Here is a 21,279-nt window from a genome sequence, read left to right as displayed (position 1 = left end):
CAACACATACGACTTATAGCTGTGTCTACGCTTGTCCGGGAGTCGCGCTGATTTGGAACTGTACACCAAATTTATCAGTAACATTACCGTAAGCCGGGCTCCAGAAGGTTTCTTGAATCGGCATATTTACTTTACCGCCTACTTCAAGTTTAGCGAAAATGTCCTTCGCCTGCTCAGCTGTATCCGTATTGACCGTCACCGTGATGTTATCCCCAATGGTGTGCGGCATACCGGGGAGTGTGTCAGATAACATCAGCACCGAGCTGCCAATTTGCAGAGAAGCGTGCATAATCCAATCTTTCGCTTCTGGTGGAATTGGATGATCCGGACTGGATGGGCCTTCTCCAAAAGTCTGCATCGCGAGCACTTCCGCATCAAATGCCTCTTTGTAGAACTCGACAGCTTCACGCCCGTTACCGTTGGTAACAAGGTACACATTCAAGTTAATTGCCATGGATTGTTCATCTCCCCTGAGTTCATGTAATAGGTCAGGCCACTTGCGACAAGAGTATATAGGAATGGATTATCCTTTGACAAGCGCAAATTCCTACTCTTATCAGTGACTATCTCGAAGGTATATTTCCCCAAATATTCTGTGCGCATTCTCCGTGCTTCACTTACGCCTAAACCTGCGCTCAAGAAAAAAGCCACTCGCCCGAGTTCTGCCCGGTAAAATGGCTATAGAGTTCTATTCTGTTATTACCCGTGTGATGCAAGGCTGCGCTAAATTCCCTGTAATTATTGTGCCTGCACAATGCGATCAATTTCACTTTTTAACAAAAGGTATCGATGCACACTTCTCATAATGGGTACCTTGGTGAGTTTGTTTTTATCCACGTATAACTTCATCTGGTCTTTACTCAGCCCCAGCAGGCTGCCCGCTTCAGTTACCGTCAATACCGCCTCGGGATTGGTTGCGTTAAACGTCTTCTTCACCTTTTGGTTCCAGTCTTCAAATACCTGCATAGATTCATGATCTCTCCTATCCATAGCCAGTTATTTTCAGGCTGCATATGTTCAGTATACCATACTTGTGATTATCGTCACTTATGCCTCTTTATGGCATATCGCTGTTATCTCCTGGATTGTATACTGCGTATGCCAAAAAGAGCCGCGAAAACGCGGCCCTACACCAAATCTCTGCTATCGTTCCTTCCTATGCCTCATCCCAAAAACGGCGCAGATTGTGCATCGCAATTTTGGAAGCGGCTTTGCATTCCTCCATGCCTTCGAACTCCACCGTGATATTTCCATCATAACCGGAGTCTTTGATCAGCTTGACGATTTTGCGAATGGGGATATCACCCTGTCCCACGATTGCACCGCGCAGGAAGTTACCATAGGTTGTGGTGAACCACTCCCCTTCCCCCGGATGCTCATCATACGGACGGAAGTAGAAGTCTTTGAAATGAATAAGCGAAGCGTACGGCAGATTTTTCATTACACCGATAATCGGGTTTTCGTCTGCACACATGAAGTTGCCAATATCCAGCGTCGTTTTGAAGTTGGGCCGATCTACGGCATGCAGCACCCGCTGCACCCGATCACTAGCCTGCACGCTGAAACCATGATTCTCAATCGTGGTTGTCATCCCGTACTGCGCAGCATAATCCGCAATGATCTGGCTTCCTCTGACCATGAGCGGCAGATGCTGTTCAAACCAGGCAATGGTTGTGCTCTCCTTGGGCAGCTTGAATGCGGTAACGTCGTGGCGCAGATGCCTGACTCCCATCCGGTGTGCGGTATCCACATGTCTTTTGACCCGGGCCATCTCTTCTTCAAAAGCCTCTTCCGTCTCCTGCACGAAGTTGGCCGGCATCGAGTAGTTCGACAGCTCAATGCCTGCTGCTGCGGCTCGCTCCCGAATCGCATCCGCTAGCTCATGATTATCCTCCACCGTATATCCGTAGGGAACCATCTCCATGTGCTCGCCGCCGTTCGCTGCAATCCAGTCGATGACATCCAGTACCGTCATGGCTCCCGAATTCAGATCATTCAACAAACTGTACGTGCTCAGACCTACCTTCATCTGCTCCACTCCTATCGATATTGTTTGATGAACTGCACGGCTTTGCGAATGTCTTTCTCCGGTTGGTCTCCCACTTCGCGCTCAATGGTCAGATACCCTGTATAACCAATCTCCTGCAGCGCAGTGAAGTAGGCATCAAAATCAACAGCTCCCTCACCCAATGGCACTTCACGGAAAAAAGAACCGGAAGCTACCATTTCGGCGATTTTCTCATGATCCATTGGAGCGTACCCAACAGCACCATACACGTCTCGCGGATCGACCTCTTTCAGCCGCAAACCGTCCTTCACATGGGTGTGCACGATATAATCCTTGAGCAGCTTCACTCCGTGCACCGGATCATCCCCTGTCACCATCACCATATTCGCCGGGTCAAAGTTGACGGATACCCCGTTCGTAGAGAGGGTATCCAAAAAACCTTTCAGATCCGCAGCCGTTTCCGGACCAGTCTCGATGGCAAAGTAGGCACCGACACTTTTGGCGTACTGTCCCAACTCCTCGCAAGCCGTGTGCAGTGTTTCGTATACTTCGGAAGAAGGATCATGTGGAACGATACCGATGTGCGTGGTGACAATATCTGTACCCAGATCAAGTGCCAGATCAACAATTCGTTTAGACTTTTCCACCTTCCATGTATTGTCTTCCTTGACCTGAAAGCCATGACCGCCCAGATCACCAACCAATGCCGAAATCTCAAGGCCAAGACCTTTTATATAGCTTCGGAGCTCTTTACGTGCTGCAGGAGACAGATTCTCCGGTTCCATCTCCCCCTTCACTGCGTAGATCTGCACACCTTCTGCCCCTGCATCCTTGGCTTTCAACAGCCCTTCCCGTACGCCTACGCCAAAACTGTCTACGATCACACCGATCTTATTGGTTAATTTCATGTCGTACCTCCCATGAGATTAGATGAGTTGCGCTGTGTAAATGAATAGTTCAACTTATATCGTATCAACTTGATGGCACAAGCATTACCGACTTGATTTCATAGGGCTTAAACGTCAGTTTAAAACTTCCATTCTCGCAAGCGAGGGGCTCAAGCTCATCTTCCAGCAGGTTAATAATGGAGGCACTCACATTTTGCTCATTCCACTGCACCTGTACCGTTTCACGGCCTCCGCTTGATTCATAGAAACGCAGTACCGTTCCTAATCCGTCCTCTGACACCTTGATCGTATCCAAAATGACATGTTCACTGTGGAATTGAAGCCAGCTGTGTTCTGAGGGTTTTACACCCGCATGTGGTTTGGATGCAGCCACCTGCACCGGATGATTGAGTTCCATCGCACGCCGTACCACATCAGCCTGACGCCAGTCCCCTGCATGCGGCAGCACCGAATATGTGAATTCATGCTGCCCTTGATCGGCATGTACATCCGGCCATTTTGGCGCTCGCAACAGGGAAAGACGAATGGTTCGATCCTTAATGTCGCAGCCATACTTGCAATCATTCAGCAAACTAATACCGCTATTGCCCTCCGAAAGATCAGCCCAGCGATGCCCGCACACCTCAAACTGTGCCCGTTCCCAACTCGTATTGTTATGCGTGGCCCGCTCCAAAGCGCCAAATGGAATCTCATAGGTTGCTTTGGCCGCCACCAGATCTGCCGGAAACGCGACCTTGAGCAACTTGTGACTTTCATTCCAATCGATCCGGGTTTTAAAATCAACGCGCCGCTGATGATGAAATAAAATTATATCCTGGCTAATCTCGGAATCATTCAGCTTCCAACGGAAACGCAGCACATCCTGCACAGAACCTCGCTGTACAACCTCTTTAGAGATAAGTTGCACGGTACCTGCCCGCTGAGATTCAAACCGCGGGTCTATATCCCACGCATCCCAATACGTCGGTTTGTCATGGAAAAACTGCCACTCATTCGCTCGATCGCCTGGCCTCAGCCATTCACGCTCTACTGACTTGTCATACCATCTTGTGATCTCACCCAAGTCGTTGAATTCAAGCAAGTAGAACTCGGTTTCCCAACATGCAGGTATTTGCTCAAACTTAGCTGTCTTTTGGAGCGCTGACCCCACGTCTAGAACCGCATCTGTTGTTCTTTTCCCTACTGGGATGTCACCCTCACCTGTTGCTCCTAATGCGCTTTCCGCTCCCTGTTCTACGGTTACCGCTATTTCTTCTTTTGCATATCGTTCTGCTTCTTCTTTTTCTTCAGCTTCCACACGCAGCATTTCATCTTCTGCCTCACGCAGCCATATGGTGTTATACCCAAACGCAGGAATCGAAGGAACAAGAACATGCAGGCTAACCCTATTTTCATGCTCTTGCCGCTCTACCTCACTAATCAAGCAATTTCCATAGCGATCATACGCCGCCAATCCAGCTAAATCGGCATCCCCGGAGATGCAGATCACTTCGTTTCGTTCCCAGCCAAGACTGTTGAATACAACGTACGGCTTACCTGGTACTTCATCTGTCTTAATGTTATCCGTTAGCGCATCGAGCGAATCCTGCAGCACTTCATCGCCAAGCGCAAACACCTTCGTATACTCCTCAGTAGAAGTTACATAGACTTCGGGAATCGACGTACCCGGGATAATATCATGGAACTGGTTCAGCATGATCAGCTTCCAACCTTCATCAAGCACTTCCTTGTGATCTAACATTCGGCCGTGATTCTGATCCCACTGGCTCCAGATTTCTGCTTCGCGATAGAGCACTTCGGCCTTGCGGTTGCTGCGTTTATTGCGCGCGTGGGTGGTATACGTGCCCCGATGCAGCTCCAGATACAGGTCACCGTGCCACTTCGGCAGCGTTGGTTTACTTGCTGCAATCCCTTCAAAAAAAGCTCCCGCCGTGTTGAATTGACTGATAGGCTGCCCTGCCATCAGATGGGAACGTTCGGCAAACTCCACCATCTCACTCGTCACGCCGCCGCCACCATCCCCGTGTCCATAGAGCAGCATCTGCTCCGCATGAACGTCTTTTTGTTTGTAGGACTGCCAGTGTTCATGCACATCTTTGGGGCGCGTATGTTCGTTGACTCCATGATTCAGGTAAGACAGCACCGAGGTACCGTCAATCCCCACCCATTCGAACAGATCATACGGGAACACATTCGTATCATTCCAGTTCAATTTGGTCGTCATAAAATAAGGAATGTCGGCAAGCCTCAGTATCTGAGGCAGTGAAGCACAGTATCCAAACGTATCCGGCAGCCATTCAATATTTGAACGTTTGCCAAATTCCGACTGATAGAACTGCTGTCCGTACAAAATCTGCCGCACCAAAGACTCGCCGCTCGGAATATTCAAGTCCGGCTCCACCCACATGCCGCCGACCAGTTCCCAGCGCCCCTCGGCAATACGCGCCTTCACCCGTTCATACAGCTCGGGATAATGCTCCTTAACAAAAGCATATAGCTGCGGCTGGCTCTGGGAGTACACAAAATCCGGATACGTGTCCATTAGTGTACACATCGTAGAGAACGTCCGGCTCGATTTGCGCACGGTTTCCCGCACAGGCCAGAGCCAAGCCACATCAATATGAGACTGTCCAACCAGATGCATAAACCCGCTTCGATGCTGCTCCGGGTCTTCCCGCTCCACGATCTGGGCAATTCTCAGCTCCAGCTCGTGCAGCCACACACCATCCTGCCAGCGTCCCGGATCATGGTACATCTCATCCATCACCTGATGGACAGCCCGAACCAGTGTTGTGCGTTTCAAATCCTTCTCCGGTAAAGCCTGCAGCGATTCTGAAAGTACCATTATGCTGTACATCAGGCTCTGCAGTGGTTGATTCACATGCACCAGCGCCGCTCGTATCCCCTGAATTGGGGGCTGAATTACCGCTTGCCGATTCAAGGGATCATGCGGTTCAGGAATGGGGTCATACAGCTCGATCTCCAGCTGCGGCGAGATTCCCACACGTTCTCTTGGAAGAGGTACGAAGGTATGGTTACGATCCAGCCCGTGATAAGGAACACCGTTGACCTTCATCAACCCTTCCCCACCCGCTTCAAAAATGAATCCAATAGCCTCACCCTGCCACGTCTCAGGAATCTGCACTCTTTTGCTCAGAAAATAAGTGGTTCCGTGCGCGCTGTTCAACGGATTCAGGGAATGCTGGATCGCCTCGTGCCCTTCCTGTTCAGATGCGCGCTCCTGACCATACGCATATCCCTGCTCAGGTGCATATTCTTGCTCATACTCGTATTCTCCCGGCCGAATATATCGGGCGCGCTGCATCTGCCACTCGGGAAGCTCAATGACTTCCAGCCACTGCTGCTGTTTCAAATCTTCGATAAACCGCTGGATTCGAATCATCCCTTCACCTCCACCTGCTGTACATGCAGACTGCAAGCTGTCCAGTCCGCAGAGCTGCGTCCGACCATCAGCTTGAACTCGCCCGGTTCCACTACAGACTGGAGGCGGGAGTCGATCAGCGCGAGATGTTCTTTTTGTACAGGAAACGTTACCGTTCGGGTCTCTCCTGGCTCCAGATGGATTTTGCTAATACCCTTCAGGGCAATTTCAGCCCGGGTAACGGAAGCCGATACATCGCTAATGTACAGCTGCACAACTTCTTTGCCTGCTGCGGCACCCACATTAGTCACTTCGACCTGCACCCGCGCTTCATCGTCCGGCCCGATCACTTCCGGTGTCACTCGTACATTGTCGTACCTGAAGTCCGTGTAACTCAGCCCATGTCCGAAGGCATACTGCGGCGTAAGATCCATCTCCAAATAACGTTTGCCCCGCGTCCGTTTCGCATGATAGTACACGGGAAGCTGCCCTTCATGTTTGGGAATGGACACCGTCAGACGTCCCGATGGATTCACATCCCCGAACAGTACATCTGCGACGGCATTGCCCCCTTCCTGCCCCGGATACCACGCTTCAATAATGGCCGGAATGTGCTCATCGATCCAGGGTTCGGCAATCGGCCGCCCGTTAATATACACCACAACGACCGGTTTCCCCAGTTTATGTATTTCCTGTACCAATTCCAGCTGCACACCCATCAGGTTCAACGAAGAACGGTCAATGCCTTCCCCGCATTCCATGTCATTCCACGGATCGTCGTTTACCACCGATGCCCCTGTTCGCAGATCAATCGTACCTTCGCCGAAATCACGCGCACTCGATCCACCCATCACCATAACGATGACATCGGCCTGTTCCGCACATGCCAGCGCCTGCGCAAAACCTTCTCTCGAATCACCCTTGATCCTACATCCGGGTGCATACAGCACCTGATCAGTATCCGTCCCACCGAGTTTGCGCGTGATACCATCCAGCACCGTCACAATCTGCTCTCTCGGCTGCGGCGAGGTATAATCTCCAAGCTGGTTATAGATATGGTTGGCGTTCGGCCCGATCACAGCCAGTTTGGTTCCTTGGGCAGCAAGCGGAAGCAAATGTCCTTCATTTTTCAACAGGACAATCCCCTCTTGTGCCACCTCCCGCGCGAGCTTCACATGCTCATCGCACCCGATAACCTGTTCTGCAAAATCAGGATCGACATATGGCTGCTCAAACAAACCGAGCCTGAATTTCATCTCCAATACCCGCCGCACCGCCATATCCAGCTCCTTCTCTTCAAGTAAACCTTGTTCAAGTGCCTGTGCAAGATGTTTGCGGTACATGAATCCGGACATCTCCATATCTATACCTGCCCGAAGGGACTGTGCTACAGCCTGCTCTCCATTCTCTGCCGTGTTGTGTCCGTTCACCAGCATCTGAATGGCACCAAAGTCGGTAATGACAAATCCGTCAAACCCCCACTCTTCCCGCAAAAGATCATGCAGCAGATACATACTGGACGTACACGGAACGCCATCGATCTCATTATAGGCCGTCATGACCGAGCAGGCTCCGGCTTCCACCGCTTGTTTAAACGGCAGTAGATCGATTTCATGCAGTTCCCGCATTCCCATATGCACTGGCGCCGCGTTGCGCCCGCCCTCCGAACTGCCGTACGCTGCAAAATGCTTGAGTGTCGCCGCCACCGTTCGGTCTGAATCCAGCCGCTCTCCCTGCAATCCATGGACGGCTTCTACGGCAAACTGCCCGATGAGATAAGCGTCTTCGGCAAAACATTCCTCCGTTCGTCCCCATCTTGGGTCACGCACCACGTCCAACACCGGAGAATACGTGGCCGCGCCGCCCTGACTCCGGGTTTCCACAGCGATTGCCTCGCACATCCTGCGATATAGCTCTGTATTCCACGTGCTGCCTACTGTTAACGGTACAGGGAAAACGGTCGCCCCAATGGCCATATGGCCGTGGGAACACTCTTCCCCGAACAGAATCGGAATCCCTAATCGGGAATGTTCTATGGCATATTGCTGAATCACATTCGTGGCCACCGCCCCTTGCCTCGGCGTCAGCCCCGTCTCCAACGTCACTTCCGTCCATGGATCAGCTCTGAGCACACCATACAACGAGCCGACTCCACCCGGCACCATGTCTGCCTTGAACTCTTCGGTTACCTGTACCGTACCGTCTGCTTCCTTCTTGTACGTCTTCCATCCCATGGGCTGAATCAACTGCCCGATCTTCTCAGCGGTGGTCATTCTTTTGAGCAGATCCTGTACCCGTTCATGGATGGGAAGCGATGCATCTTTGTAATCTATTTGCGTTTGCATGTGCACATTCTCCTCCTGTCTGCGAGTTGGTCATACGTGGAGCTTACATCGCTTTGCGATAGTCACTTGGAGCCATGCCGACAACATTTTTAAAAGCACGGTTGAAGGAATTGTAGTTGGTATATCCCACTTCCTCACTGATCTCCTGAATGGCTTTGTCCGTCTGCTGCATGAGCTGTTTCGCTTTTTCGATCCGGTGACTGATGAGCAGATCCACGAATTTCTCTCCAATCTCATCTTTGAAAAGCTTGCTCAGATACTTCGGATTAATATCGAAGAGATCACTCAGGTAATTCAGCGACAGATCCGGATTGTTGTAGTGCTCTTCGATGTATTTGCGAATCTCCAGAATATGCGATCGATGTTTACGCGAACATTGTAATGTCTGCATCTGCTGTGCCAGTTCACGGAATCCTTCCAGACACAGCTCTCTTAGATCATCCAGCGTCTCCCAGCCCTCCAGTCTCGGCAGCAGGGGCGTAAATACAGCCGCCCACGACTCCTGATACTCCCTCGGCAGCTCGGCAAATTCCCGATTATAATGCTGGAACAACAGCTGAACCGTGTTCATAATCTCCTGACGAGACAGAACGGACTCGCGGATCTGCTCAAACAGCCGTTCAAAATGCTGTTCCCAAACCTCGTCCGACAGCCGCATCGCCTGCACGAGCAAGGAGATCGTCTTTAAAAACTCGTACACATCATTGGTCGAACTCGGCACTTCGCTGCATGGAATGATTCGATCCGTTCCAAGCACGGCCTTGAACTCCAGGGCGTGTACAGCCTCTTTGAGCGAAGCCCGAAGCCCGCGAATATCTACAGCAGCCCGGCCGACCCCGATGGTTACGGTAAAATTCAAATACTGACCAACCCGATCCAGGTAACCGCTTAACAAGCGCTGTTCTGTCTCTTCGGACTGTTCGGTCTCAGGTAACCAGAGGATGGCATACAATCGCTGACTTGAGACCCACTCCGCCCATACCTCGGTTCCTTCCTGCCGTGCACTTTCCTGCAAAATGCTCGATAACACAAATTTGAGGAGGGCTTGATCCTGCTGATGATACTCATCCACAAATACATCATATCGATCCATCTCCACCACCATCACAGCCCAGCAATGCTCCAGTTCAGGGAGTTTGAATTTGTTCATCTCCGCAGTTAACTCATGACACGTGTAATCCCTTGTACCTTCCAGCAGTTCCTGAAAGAAGACCTTCTTCTGCAAAATCAGGTTCTCTTCATGCTCCTCCTGATACTGCCTCGTCTGATCAATCATGCGCTCCAGTGTCGTATGAATGAAGCGGAATTCATTCTCTTTGCCATAGTTCAGCGCTGACGGTTTCTGTGAAGAGACGGTTTGAATTAATGTAACAATCTGCTGGATGGGTTTATAGTTTCGTCTGGTCACGTAGATGACCCATACAACCCCGATGAGCACAACGGCGGCAGCGAATATGAACCATATATTATAAAATTGCAATGCAAACTTGACGATCTTCCCGTTATTCAGCCCCGTCTGCACCTTCCAGCCGCTATAGCTGGACGTGAATTCAGAGAATACCTCTCCCGAAGCCGTTGATGGTTTGGACTTGGAGGCAAGCAAACCATCATCAGGTGAGCCGCTGTGCCACAGGCTTCCCCCCGATCGGTTGTAGACGTTCACAAATGTAAATTCAGGGTCATACATCTGCATAATCGATTTACGCAGCGTGTTCAACTCGACGTTAGTTACGACGAGTCCAGTGCCGTTCCCCGCACTCCGCACAATGGTAATAACCTGCTCAGCAGGCTGTGATGGGAACGCCTTAAAGGATCGTGAACCGACCCACTTCTGCTCATCTCTCGTCCGGCTGTCTGAAATAAACACCGCATCGGGGAACTCGTTGATCGGAACGGCCTTGCCATTGCTGAACACCGTGTTGTCGCTGTACCTGACCAGATACATCGAGTCAATCAGTGGATATTCTATCTTCAATTCATCGATGACCTTGACCGCCTGAATGCCGGCATAGACATCCTCACTGCCAGAACCCGAGAAATAATTTTTCAGATTAGAGTTGGTTAAAATCTCTCGCAGTACCTTGAAATCGATGGAACGCAAGGAATTGTCCAGATACTGTGTAACCTGTGAAGCCAAAAATTCATTGGCCTTGAGCGCTTCCCTTCGGTTCTGCTCATTGAATACCTGAAAGAAAATGAAAAATAAAATCGTCGTCACAATAAAAAAAATAGGCAAATACGATAACAGCAAACGTCTGAACCAATTATTGTTCATCTCCGCGCCCCCCACCAATTCATTTCATGCTGCATGACGACAACCACTTACACCCTGCCCCTGTTCACAAACTTTTCATAATTATGCACTGATTATATCGAATGACGTGGGGTTGTCATAGGAGAAGACTGCCCCGGTCACGGGTGACAGGCGGGACAGTCTGGAGAGATTACTTTTTCTCGATTGCGCGCTGATAGATATCCAGATAATTGCTTAATCCGAGTCCATCGAAACCTTTGACGTACGAATCCCAGTCCTTCTCAATGCTCTTGCTGCCGATGATGAACTGAGCCATGTTGGTCTGCACATAATCTTTGATTGCCGTGGTCAATTGAGCTGCTGACTCGGTATCCTCCGGGCGGATAAACACGTTGGCAGGATATACTTCTTTGGGAGCGTATGGTGCATATACTTTCGTCGCTTGAGCAAGCCGTGTACCGTATCCTTCGGCAGACAGCGGATCTTGGCCTTCTGCAAACAGATTACGGAATGTGTTGGACAAGTCGTGCGCACCAATCTGTGACCAGCTCTCGTTGACAACTACGTTTGGATCACGTTCAGGCAGGTTGTAGTAACTGTATTTGGCAGGTTCGCCATTAATGTTCTTCTCATCCGGTCCCGCCTTCTTCCATCCCTTTCCTTCCGTTGGGCCATACTCGGCGTAAAGTGCACCCTCTTCACTGAACATATAATCTACAATTTTGATGGCTGCGATCTGCTGTGCTTCGGTCGCTTTGTTGGTGATGGCAAATTCAAACTCACCTACACTTTGCGTTGCTCCAGTCGTCTGCACCCCGTCCGGCCCTTTGAGTGGAGGCACGATTTCCCAGTGCTGGTGACGGGTAATTTTTTTGTCATACGTATTCACCAGATAGCTCACAAGTGCCGTTGTAATGGAGCCAACCACTTCATCTCCTTCTTTGTTACCCAGTTGACCAATCGCCTGGTCATTCTGTGTGAAGGAAGCCGGGTCGATCAGGCCATCCGCGTACAGCTTGTGCATATACTCCAGCCCTTTTCTCCATCCCTCCTGGTTGGCGGCAAAGCTGACCTTGCCATCGTTTACAATCAGATACTTATCGTTATCGTTGTATATGAAGCTGTTCATCAGATAGGCATCAATATTGCCGTTCCACACATATTTGTTCGGTGCACCTGTGAGCGGAATTTCATCGGCCTTGCCGTTGCCGTTCGGGTCTTGGGTTTTGAACGCCTTCAGAACGGTATACAGTTCATCCGTCGTTGTTGGCATTTTCAGCCCTACCTTATCCAGCCATTCTTTGTTGATCCAATATTTCTGCGCATACGTACAGTGGTAGCATTCATTGAAAATAGGCAGAGCATAGATATTACCGTCCGGTGCCGTTATGGCATCCTTGAAATAAGGTTTCTCTTCCATCACTTTGGTGAGGTTCGGGCCGTACTGCTTGATCAGGTCTTGAAGCGGAAGGAACACGCCTTGTTTACCATAGGTTTGAAGATCCGAGGTAGTGAACTTGCCGTGCAGGAACACTTCAGGATAATCCCCGCTGGCTAACAGCAATTGTCTGCGATCCTGCAAAGCGTCTGTCGGGGCCAGGTCCCATTTCAAGGTCACGTTGAACTTTTTTTCAATAAATTTAGTAAATTCATTGTCTTCCATCGGCGCTTTACCCTGCGGAGCAAAAAAAGTCATCGTTACGGGGCCGCCGCTCTCGCCGCTCCCCTCGCTGCCTGTACCCGCTTTTTCGGATGAACTGCATGCGGACAATATCGTTATCGAAGCGAAGACCAGACACAAAATTGAAATCCAGGATTTTCTCAAGCTGACTCCTCCTTTTTATTCATAACGGCAAACCTTCGGTTAAGCTGTACGGGTTAATTCGGTTCTATAGGTTCCAACCCCAATCCCGGAAGCCGGCGTGTGTCCCCACCTCCTTTCAAGAACCGGCTGCCGCCTGGATAGGCGAAAAGCGATCTTTCTTCTTTCCTACGGATGAAATGTGCAGACTATCCTTTAAGTGAGCCGACCATGACCCCTTTGACAAAATGTTTTTGTACAAAAGGATACATGATCAGAATCGGAATACTGGCGACCACAATCAGCGCATATTTCAGCACCTGCTCAAATCCTTGATCCCGCATCTGCTGACTTGTATTCGCAAGCATGGCCGGGTCAGCCGCATTCAGAATTAACAAGTTACGAAGCACATACTGCAGCGGAAACAGTTTCTCGGAGCGCAGATAGATGAGTGCGTCAAAGTATGCATTCCAGTGGCCTACGGCGTACATCAGGGTCATCACCGCCAGAATCGGTTTGGAGAGCGGCAGCACCACGCTGATCAGGTAGCGGATATCCCGGCATCCGTCCATCTCGGCAGCTTCACCAAGCTCCTCGGGGATCGACGACTGGAAGAAGGTGCGAGCAACGATGACCTGGAAAACGGCAAGCGCCCCGGGAAGCCACATCGCCCAGCGGGTATCCAGCAGATGCAGGTCTTTCATCAGCAGGTAGGTCGGAATCAGACCCCCGTCAAAAAACATCGTAATCATCATGAAGATAATGATCGCTCCCCGTCCATAGAACGACTTGCGGGAGAGCGGATAAGCCAGCATAACCGTCAGCGCCACGTTGATGAACGTGCCAACCACGGTGTAAATGATCGTGTTGTAAAACCCGAGCATGAGCTGCTGGCTTTTGAAAATGGAGATGTATGCCTTGATGTTGAAATCAACCGGGAACAGCCACACCTGACCGGACGTCACGGCACGTGACGAGCTGAACGAGGAGCTGACGATGTACAAGAGCGGGTAGAACACCGTTAACAGAATGGCAATCAGAAAGATATAGTTGATGGTCATGAAAATACGGTCGCCAATGGGGTCTTTGATACGATTCCGATTTATCAAATTAAACATGGACATGCTCCTCCTTTACCACAAGCTGTTCTCGGATACTTTGCGTGAAATGCTGTTGACGATGACCAGTAAAATCAAATTGATGATGGAGTTGAAAAAACCAACGGCTGCGGAGAAGCTGAAATTGGCTCCGATCAGACCGACCTTGTACACGTAGGTGGAAATGACCTCAGAGGCGCTCGTATTCAGCGGATTCTGCATCAGATATATTTTCTCGAAGCCAACGCCCATAATGCTTCCCAGACTTAGAATCAACATGATCACGGTGACCGGAACAAGGGTAGGAAGGTCAATGTGCCAGATTTTCCGCAGCCTGGAGGCGCCATCCATCTTGGCCGCTTCGTACAGAGAAGGATCGACGCCCGCCAGAGCCGCGATGTAGATAATGGATGAGTACCCCATGCCCTGCCATACCCCGGACCAGACGTAGATCGATTTGAAATATTCGGGAATACCCATGAAGTTGGTCATCGGGAAGCCCAGCCAGCTAAATAACTTGTCTACAACGCCCACATGGGGGGAAAGCATCAGAATGATGATGGATACCATCACAACGGTAGAGATAAAATGCGGCGCATACGTGACCATCTGTACGGTCTTTTTAAAGTAACCCGTTCGAATCTCGTTCAGCGCCAAGGCAAGCAGGATCGGTATAGGGAAACCGGCCACGAGGGAATAGAAACTTATGCCAATGGTATTCTTAATCAGCAGCCAAAAGTTCGGGGAATCAAAGAAGGCTTCAAAATGTTTAAGCCCCACCCATGGGCTGCCCCAGATGCCTTTGACCACGCTGAAATCTTTAAAGGCAATCTGCACGCCCACCATCGGAATGTATTTGAAGATCAATAGATACAACACCGGAGGCAGCACAAGCAGGTACAGCTCCCAGTGCTTTTTGAAGCTTTTGATGAATGGATGCTGCCGTTTGGGTGCTGTCTGACGTAATTGCTGCAGCTCCATGTTCGCAGGCATGCTTTCTGTACCTCGACTCATTTGCGTCACTCCTTCTCAACCTCAAGTGTAATAATACATTACATTCGCATCTCTTAATTGTTAGTATTCGATGCTCATTCGTTGATTCTAGCCCAAACAATGTTAACAATCTTATCAGGTAGCGCTTTCTTAATCTGATAGTACCTTGCCGGGTGCTTTTGGATCAATTTGCAATTTTCTCCGACCTCTCTTTATTCTAAAAACCCTTTTAGATCAAGCGTTTAAAGCCATGTGTTGTAGGAATTTGTGCGTTCTATGTACAAAAAATAAAATTCCGGAGGCACTGATATCTCCCCCGGAATTGACATGTGAATTTATGATTTGGTGATCAATCTAAATGTATAAGTGATCGGTGCCTGGTTGCTTGCAGCGGATCGTGGCAGCTCCACGAGCAGCCCTTCTTCGGTCTGCTGAAACGAAAGTACGTCATTCGTACCGATGAGTTCAATACGCTCTACCTTTTCCACATAAGGAATGATCAGTCGCTCTTCCGGGGTCTCGCTCTCGTTGCGATACATGCGGAAGGCATAGACGGTGTGGATCTCTTCTTTCTGTGTGAATGCCCACTCCTTCGTGTAAAACGGCGCGCAAATGCGGGTGCCATAAATGCCCTCGCCGTGTGTGTTCAGCCATTCGCCCAGGCCCTGGATGCCTCGAATGGCCCCTTTGGGCAGACGTCCGTCCGGCTGCGGGCCGACATTCAGTGCCAGATTCCCGCCTTTGGATACGACCTCGAGCAAAATATGTGCAAGCTGCCGTCCCGATTTATACTGGTCATCGAAGCCAAAAGCAAAGGAGTGCCCGACAGTAATACAGCTTTCCCACGGGATATTCATCGGATGCTCCGGGATCGTCTGCTCCGGGGTGACGATGTTCTCATACGGCCCGCCCACTGTGCGATCTGCCGACAGAAGCCAAGGCTGCGTGCTCCTTCTCGCCCGCTCGACCACTTCACCAAGCCGGATATCCTGACCGTGGCGGCCTTCACGTACCCAGCCTGCATCGAGCCACAGACACTCGATCCGTCCGTAGTTTGTCAGCAGTTCCATGATCTGCTCATGGGTGAACTCCACGAACTTTTCCCACATCCATGGATACTTGTGCGGATCATAGGATGGCCCTCGCCACATATGCCGTCCACGCTCCATCCCAGGCGCCCAGTAATAAGGGGTATGCCAGTCCGCTTTGGAAAAGTACGCCGAGATACCTAGCCCTTTCGCTCGAAAAGCGTCAAACAGCGCACGGCATATGTCAGCGTATTTGTGCGTGTGGAACGGCGTGTCCTTGCCTGTAATTCGATAATCCGTTGTTTTGGTATCCCACATGCAGAAGCCGTCATGATGCTTGGTCGTAAACAGGAAATATTTAAAGCCGTTATCTGCGGCCATCTGTGCCCATTCCTCGGGCTGGAACCGAATCGGATTGAAGGTTTTGTTCAGATCAAAATATTCACACTTGAAGTCCTCCATATCGTCCGTCCAGTCCACATCATCCCGTGACCAGTCGCCATCCTCATCACTCAGCGCCCATGATTCCACCAAGCCGAGCTGCGAGTATGGCCCCCAGTGCATCATCAAACCGAGCTTCTGATCTTTGAACCACTCCAGCCGCTCCAGCAGCAGTGGATCTTCCGGCTTTACCCATTCGTCTTCTTTGCTAAAGTTGTGCACGCCTGCTTCAACGATGCGCTCTTCCTGCTCTGGCAGGGGGGAATTGGTTTGAGTCAAAATAAAGCATCTCCTTTAGTTGAAATTTCTCGCGCTGTAAAAAAGATTAAATTTACACTAGGCCACTCCGATTGCAGTACCATCTTTCGATCGCTGTTACCCCCAGATTTCTATGAATTATTTCCCTGATGGGGAAATCCGGTGGTAAAGGCGAGCGCTTCGCTTCTCCAGATTGGTTCTGCACTCTCCGTTTCACGTGTAAATGGATTTTTTATAACGCCTAAGACGGTTTCACCTCGTCGATGGGGCAACTTGGGTACGTCGGGTTGCTTATCCCTCCGTTTGGGTAGAACAAATGACTTAAGATCACTGGTGAAATTTACACTGAGGCACTACGCGGTCAGAACAATCCTCCGAGCGCTGTTACCCCCGGATTTCTTCGAATGATTTCCCTATGGGGAAATCCGGGGATAAAGGCGCACGCTTCGCTTCTTCGGCTTATTTCTGACCTCTCCGTTTTCGTGTAAATGGATGTTTTTACAACGCCCTAAGACGGTTTCACCTCGTCTATGGGGCAACTTGGGTACGTCGGGTTGCTTATCCCTCCGTTTGAGTAGAACAAATGACTTAAGATCACTGGTGAAATTTACACTGGGCCACTCCGTTCACGTGTAAATAAACTTTTACAACGTGATTTCCTTGCCCTCGCGTGCCGATTCGTAGATGGCGCACAGCATTTTCATGACTTCTACGCCGTCCTCGACGGGGCTGAGGGTTTCTTTTCGGCCCTGCGCGCTGTCGATAAAGTGGTTGATTTCATTACGGAATGAGCCCATGAAGTCAAAAGATTTAAAATCGACCTGCGGTGTCATGTTCAGAATGGTATCGAACTTCTCGCCAACAATTGAAATTTCCGGCTCCAGTTCGGCTCCGCCTTTGTCGCCGTACAGCTTAACTGCTGTTTCATCAGCTTTGGCATGGAGAGTGAAGCTGACATCAACCAGCAGGCTTGCTCCATTTTCAAAACGGATCAATGCATTCGCCATATCTTCCACGGTGTTCTGCTCTGCATCGTAATCGGCTGCCTTATAGAACGAAAGATTGCGAATGTTAGCCCGGTTGCCGAGATGATTGGAGACGTTAGCGGAAACGGATTTCACCTTCGGTCTACCCATCAGATACCAGCAAATGTCGATGACATGTACGCCGATATCAATTAACGGGCCGCCGCCGGAGCGGCTTTTATCCGCAAACCATCCTCCCGGATTGCCAAGACGGCGCAGACTGGAAGCTTTGGCATAATAAATTTCTCCCAGCTCACCTTTTTCGATGAACTTTTTCAGAATCTGAGCATTGTCACTATAGCGGCGAACAAAGCCCACCTGCAGCAGCTTACCGCTGCGATGAACCGCCTTTTCTACTTCTAATGCATCCTCAACGGTCTGGCAGAGCGGTTTTTCACAGAGCACGTTTTTGCCTGCATCCAGCGCCGCAATACTGATTTCGGCGTGCGAATCATTCCAAGTGCAGATGCTGACCGAATGAATTTCAGGCAGAGCGAGCAATTCTCTATAGTCCGTAAACACATGGGCTGCTCCATACTGCTTCGCCACATCGGCGGCACGGGTTTCGTTTAGGTCACAGATTGCATAAATCTCTACTTCCGGGTTACTGGCATAAGCCTGCAGGTGACAATCCGATATCGAACCGGCGCCAATGACAGCGACTTTTAATTTGGACATTTCAATACCCCTCCAGTGTTAAAAATGAAAATAAATACCGTTCCGCTCAGTAGAGCCATTTTAGAATAAAAGTTACACGACCCTCGAATCTTAAGGATCACATTTTGATGTATTTCATCTGAAAGCGAACGGATAACAGCGTCTTCTTTCATAGTGCCTACTTTCTTACTGAACCAGCCTATAGAAGATCCACTACAATACACCTCACAGCACTAAGCAAGACGACAAGCAGGTGGGGGCGCCGGATATCGGGATGGCACTTAATGACACATTAGTCACGCCTCCTCCCACAATCGGCGCACGTTATCCATAGCAATACGCGAGGCGGTTCGGCAATCCTCCATGCCTTCGAATTCAACCGAGATATATCCGTCATACCCGGACTGTTTCAGCACGCGGAACACCTCAAGCATGTCGATATCGCCATGACCCACGATGGCTCCGCGCAGATAATTGCCATGGGAAGTCTGGAACCAGCCTTCGCCGGGATTCCGGGTGGAAGGACGCCAGTAGAAGTCTTTGGCGTGAACGATGGACGCGTGATTCATGTTATTTTTCACAGCACTCACCGGATCTTCATCCACACAGAGGAAATTACCGATGTCCAGCGTGGTCTTGAAATTTTCCCGCCCCGTCTCATGTAACAGCCGCTGAATGCGCTCGCTTGATTGCACATAATACCCGTGGTTCTCCACACTCGTTGTAATCCCGAAGCCTGCGGCATAGTCGGCAATTCGCTGACACGCTTTAACAAGCACGGGCAAGTCGGTTTCAAACTGTGCCACCGTTCCTTCCGGCGCAGGCCGGAAGGCCACATCATGCCGCATCAGCTTCACACCCAAGGCAGCAGCCGCATCAACATGGCGCATAACGCTCTGAATTTCTTCTTCCAAAGCCTCGGCATTCTCCTGAACCGCAAAGTTCGCACCAATGGCATAGTTGGAGATGTCGATGCCAACCTCCTGAGCTGCGGCTTTGATCTCTTCAATGAATGCCGGATTGTCGATCAAACTGAAGCCCATCGGCACAATCTCCACATGCTGCCCGCCCTGATCCGCAATCCACCGAATGGCATCCGGCACCGTAAGTTCCTTACGATCCAACGCCTGCTGCAAACTGTACGTACTAAGTCCAACTTTCATCTTCCTCATCCTCCCTCTCTCCTGTGATAGGTGTCCATACCCAACGTATACCTTGTTACAGTCCATAGAGCAATTGCCAATAATCGCATGGCTCACCGATTTTCCTTTTCTAGCCCAAATCCGGCTGATCTACGAACATAACGGCAGCATCTGCCGTTCCATGAAGTTCAAATATGATAATCTCGTTCTCTCCTTGACGGAGAAGAGGCGCAGGGACATATAACGTCTGCTGCGGGCCTTTATTCCAGTAGCGCCCCAGATTGAATCCGTTTACAAATGCAACCCCTTTTGTCCAGCCGTCCAGACGAAGAAAAGTATCTTTTATATCCAACACATCCTCCATATGAAGACTTCCTCGATAAAAAAATGGCTCCTCTGTTACTGTTCTTACGCTACTCTCAAGCTCAGGCAGCACAGCAAAAGATAAACCCGAAAGATCGGTCATCGGCAAACAATGAATCGTCCAATCGTACAAAAACTGAAATCCATGCCGCACACCCTCCGTAATTCCCTTCGGATCTCTCAGGTACGGACCATAATTGATTCGCCCCATATTCTCAACGAGAATGAGCAGCTCTGCACCTTCCGCGGGTACCTCAAAAGATATCGCTGCTTCAGCGTTTCCACGTTCCAGCACCCCCTGCAGCAAGCCATCTACAAACACCAGCGCACGATCACGTACCTCCTGAACAACCAGTTCCTGTCGTTCTCTCGGCCCGGATATCCGCGTCTGATAGCTGATAAATCCGTAATCCTGCCCCAGCTTCTCCATCGGCTCCGGATTTGTACGTCGAATCTTAACAGCCAGTGCGTCCAATTGCTGAAGCAAACTAGCGTGCTGCGCCATCTCCACTCTGCCGTAAGCTGCTGTCCCCATAGGCTCTGGTAAAACCAAATCTCCCGGCTGAAAGCCATGATCCTGTTTTTTAGAATGGCTATACCGCGAGAGAACCTCCCTTACTGCATAAAACTTTGCTGTCGGTTCACCCGATTCGCTAAGCAGAGAGTCATAGTCATAACTTGTAATGGTTGGTTCATATTGATCCTTTTGCTGACAGTTCGCCCCATTATAAAATGCAAAATTCGTACCGCCATGGAACATGTAGAAGTTCACCGACGCGCCCGCCTCCAGCATTTTCTCCAGCACCTTCGCCACATCTGCTGCTTCTCTGGTATGATGTGACTCGCCCCAGTGATCGAACCAGCCATTCCAAAATTCCATACACATGAGTGGTTCCTCGGCTTGATATTCACGCAGCTTGGCAAACGCCCACTCTGTCCCAGAACCAAAATTAACCGTCGCCAAGTGCCCCGCTACGGAGCCAGCCTGAAGCATATGATCCGTTGGCCCATCCGATGTAAAGAGCAGTACATCCATACCCCGGCGTACCATGCCATCCCGCAAATATTGCAGATAACTCGCATCGTTCCCGAAGCTGCCGTATTCATTTTCAATCTGCAGTGCAATAATGGGTCCGTTAGAGGTGCTTAGAAGGGGTTTTAATCTGGGCAAAAGTACATCGTAATACCGATCCACATGTGCCAGAAACGCCGAATCGGTACAACGAAGCCGCAGATGGTCATCCGCAAGCAGCCAGGAAGGCAATCCGCCAAATTCCCACTCCGCACAGATGTAAGGACTTGGACGAACGATCACATGCAGTCCTAAATCTCCAGCAAGTCGCACAAACTTCTCCACATCCGCCATGCCTTCAAAACAATACTCTCCTTGACGCGGCTCATGCATATTCCATGGCACGTAGGTCTCCACCGTGTTGAACCCGCAGGCCTTCAGCTTCAGCAGCCGATCTTCCCAATACTCGGGCACCACTCGAAAATAATGAATGGCCCCCGACAGGATTTGAATCGGTTCTCCATCCAGTATGAATTGTGACCCTTGAACTGATATTACCGTCATC

The 21,279-nt window shown here is 50.2% G+C and carries 14 protein-coding genes; all 14 read right to left on the bottom strand.

The window, feature by feature from the left end; genetic code table 11:
• Positions 1-25: 25 nt before the first annotated feature.
• The 14 genes from MKY97_RS01360 to MKY97_RS01295 all read right to left on the bottom strand — a co-directional run bounded on the left by MKY97_RS01360 (position 26) and on the right by MKY97_RS01295 (position 21,278).
• Positions 26-454 carry a VOC family protein gene (locus MKY97_RS01360; protein ID WP_342553786.1) on the bottom strand — a complete coding sequence of 143 codons (429 nt, stop codon included), beginning with the start codon at positions 452-454 and terminating at the stop codon, positions 26-28.
• A 284-nt stretch (positions 455-738) separates the two neighbouring features.
• Entirely contained in the window at positions 739-966 is a 228-nt protein-coding gene (locus tag MKY97_RS01355) for a DNA-binding protein (protein WP_342553785.1), read from the bottom strand.
• Positions 967-1,156: 190 nt separating this feature from the next.
• On the bottom strand, positions 1,157-2,029 hold the full coding sequence (locus MKY97_RS01350; protein WP_342553784.1) for a sugar phosphate isomerase/epimerase: 873 nt from the start codon (positions 2,027-2,029) through the stop codon (positions 1,157-1,159).
• 11 nt (positions 2,030-2,040) lie between these two features.
• Positions 2,041-2,916, bottom strand: coding sequence for a sugar phosphate isomerase/epimerase family protein (locus MKY97_RS01345; protein ID WP_342553783.1), 876 nt, complete (start codon positions 2,914-2,916; stop codon positions 2,041-2,043).
• Between the two features lie 64 nt (positions 2,917-2,980).
• Positions 2,981-6,319 carry an alpha-mannosidase gene (locus MKY97_RS01340; RefSeq protein WP_342553782.1) on the bottom strand — a complete coding sequence of 1,113 codons (3,339 nt, stop codon included), beginning with the start codon at positions 6,317-6,319 and terminating at the stop codon, positions 2,981-2,983.
• The gene (locus MKY97_RS01335) at positions 6,316-8,631 is read right to left on the bottom strand and encodes a glycoside hydrolase family 3 N-terminal domain-containing protein (RefSeq protein WP_342556193.1); all 2,316 of its coding nucleotides are present in this window, start codon (positions 8,629-8,631) and stop codon (positions 6,316-6,318) included. Before MKY97_RS01335 ends, MKY97_RS01340 begins: the two co-directional genes overlap by 4 nt.
• A gap of 55 nt (positions 8,632-8,686) precedes the next feature.
• Positions 8,687-10,918 (bottom strand): helix-turn-helix domain-containing protein, encoded by a 2,232-nt coding sequence (locus tag MKY97_RS01330; RefSeq protein WP_342553781.1) that lies wholly within the window; start codon positions 10,916-10,918, stop codon positions 8,687-8,689.
• Between the two features lie 169 nt (positions 10,919-11,087).
• Entirely contained in the window at positions 11,088-12,722 is a 1,635-nt protein-coding gene (locus MKY97_RS01325) for an ABC transporter substrate-binding protein (RefSeq protein ID WP_342553780.1), read from the bottom strand.
• 185 nt (positions 12,723-12,907) lie between these two features.
• Positions 12,908-13,816: a carbohydrate ABC transporter permease gene (locus MKY97_RS01320; RefSeq protein WP_090924237.1), complete on the bottom strand. Its 909-nt coding sequence runs from the start codon at positions 13,814-13,816 to the stop codon at positions 12,908-12,910.
• Positions 13,817-13,831: 15 nt separating this feature from the next.
• The gene (locus tag MKY97_RS01315) at positions 13,832-14,809 is read right to left on the bottom strand and encodes an ABC transporter permease subunit (RefSeq protein ID WP_342553779.1); all 978 of its coding nucleotides are present in this window, start codon (positions 14,807-14,809) and stop codon (positions 13,832-13,834) included.
• A 314-nt stretch (positions 14,810-15,123) separates the two neighbouring features.
• Entirely contained in the window at positions 15,124-16,536 is a 1,413-nt protein-coding gene (locus MKY97_RS01310) for an alpha-L-fucosidase (RefSeq protein ID WP_342553778.1), read from the bottom strand.
• Between the two features lie 623 nt (positions 16,537-17,159).
• Positions 17,160-18,218: a Gfo/Idh/MocA family oxidoreductase gene (locus tag MKY97_RS01305; RefSeq protein WP_342553777.1), complete on the bottom strand. Its 1,059-nt coding sequence runs from the start codon at positions 18,216-18,218 to the stop codon at positions 17,160-17,162.
• A gap of 275 nt (positions 18,219-18,493) precedes the next feature.
• Positions 18,494-19,360 carry a sugar phosphate isomerase/epimerase gene (locus tag MKY97_RS01300; RefSeq protein WP_342556192.1) on the bottom strand — a complete coding sequence of 289 codons (867 nt, stop codon included), beginning with the start codon at positions 19,358-19,360 and terminating at the stop codon, positions 18,494-18,496.
• Positions 19,361-19,469: 109 nt separating this feature from the next.
• Positions 19,470-21,278 (bottom strand): beta-galactosidase, encoded by a 1,809-nt coding sequence (locus tag MKY97_RS01295; protein ID WP_342553776.1) that lies wholly within the window; start codon positions 21,276-21,278, stop codon positions 19,470-19,472.
• Position 21,279 lies beyond the last annotated feature (1 nt).

Origin of the sequence: Paenibacillus sp. FSL R7-0652 (assembly GCF_038595045.1) — a bacterium.
GTDB lineage: Bacteria > Bacillota > Bacilli > Paenibacillales > Paenibacillaceae > Paenibacillus.
This window is presented reverse-complemented; position numbering and strand designations above follow the sequence as displayed.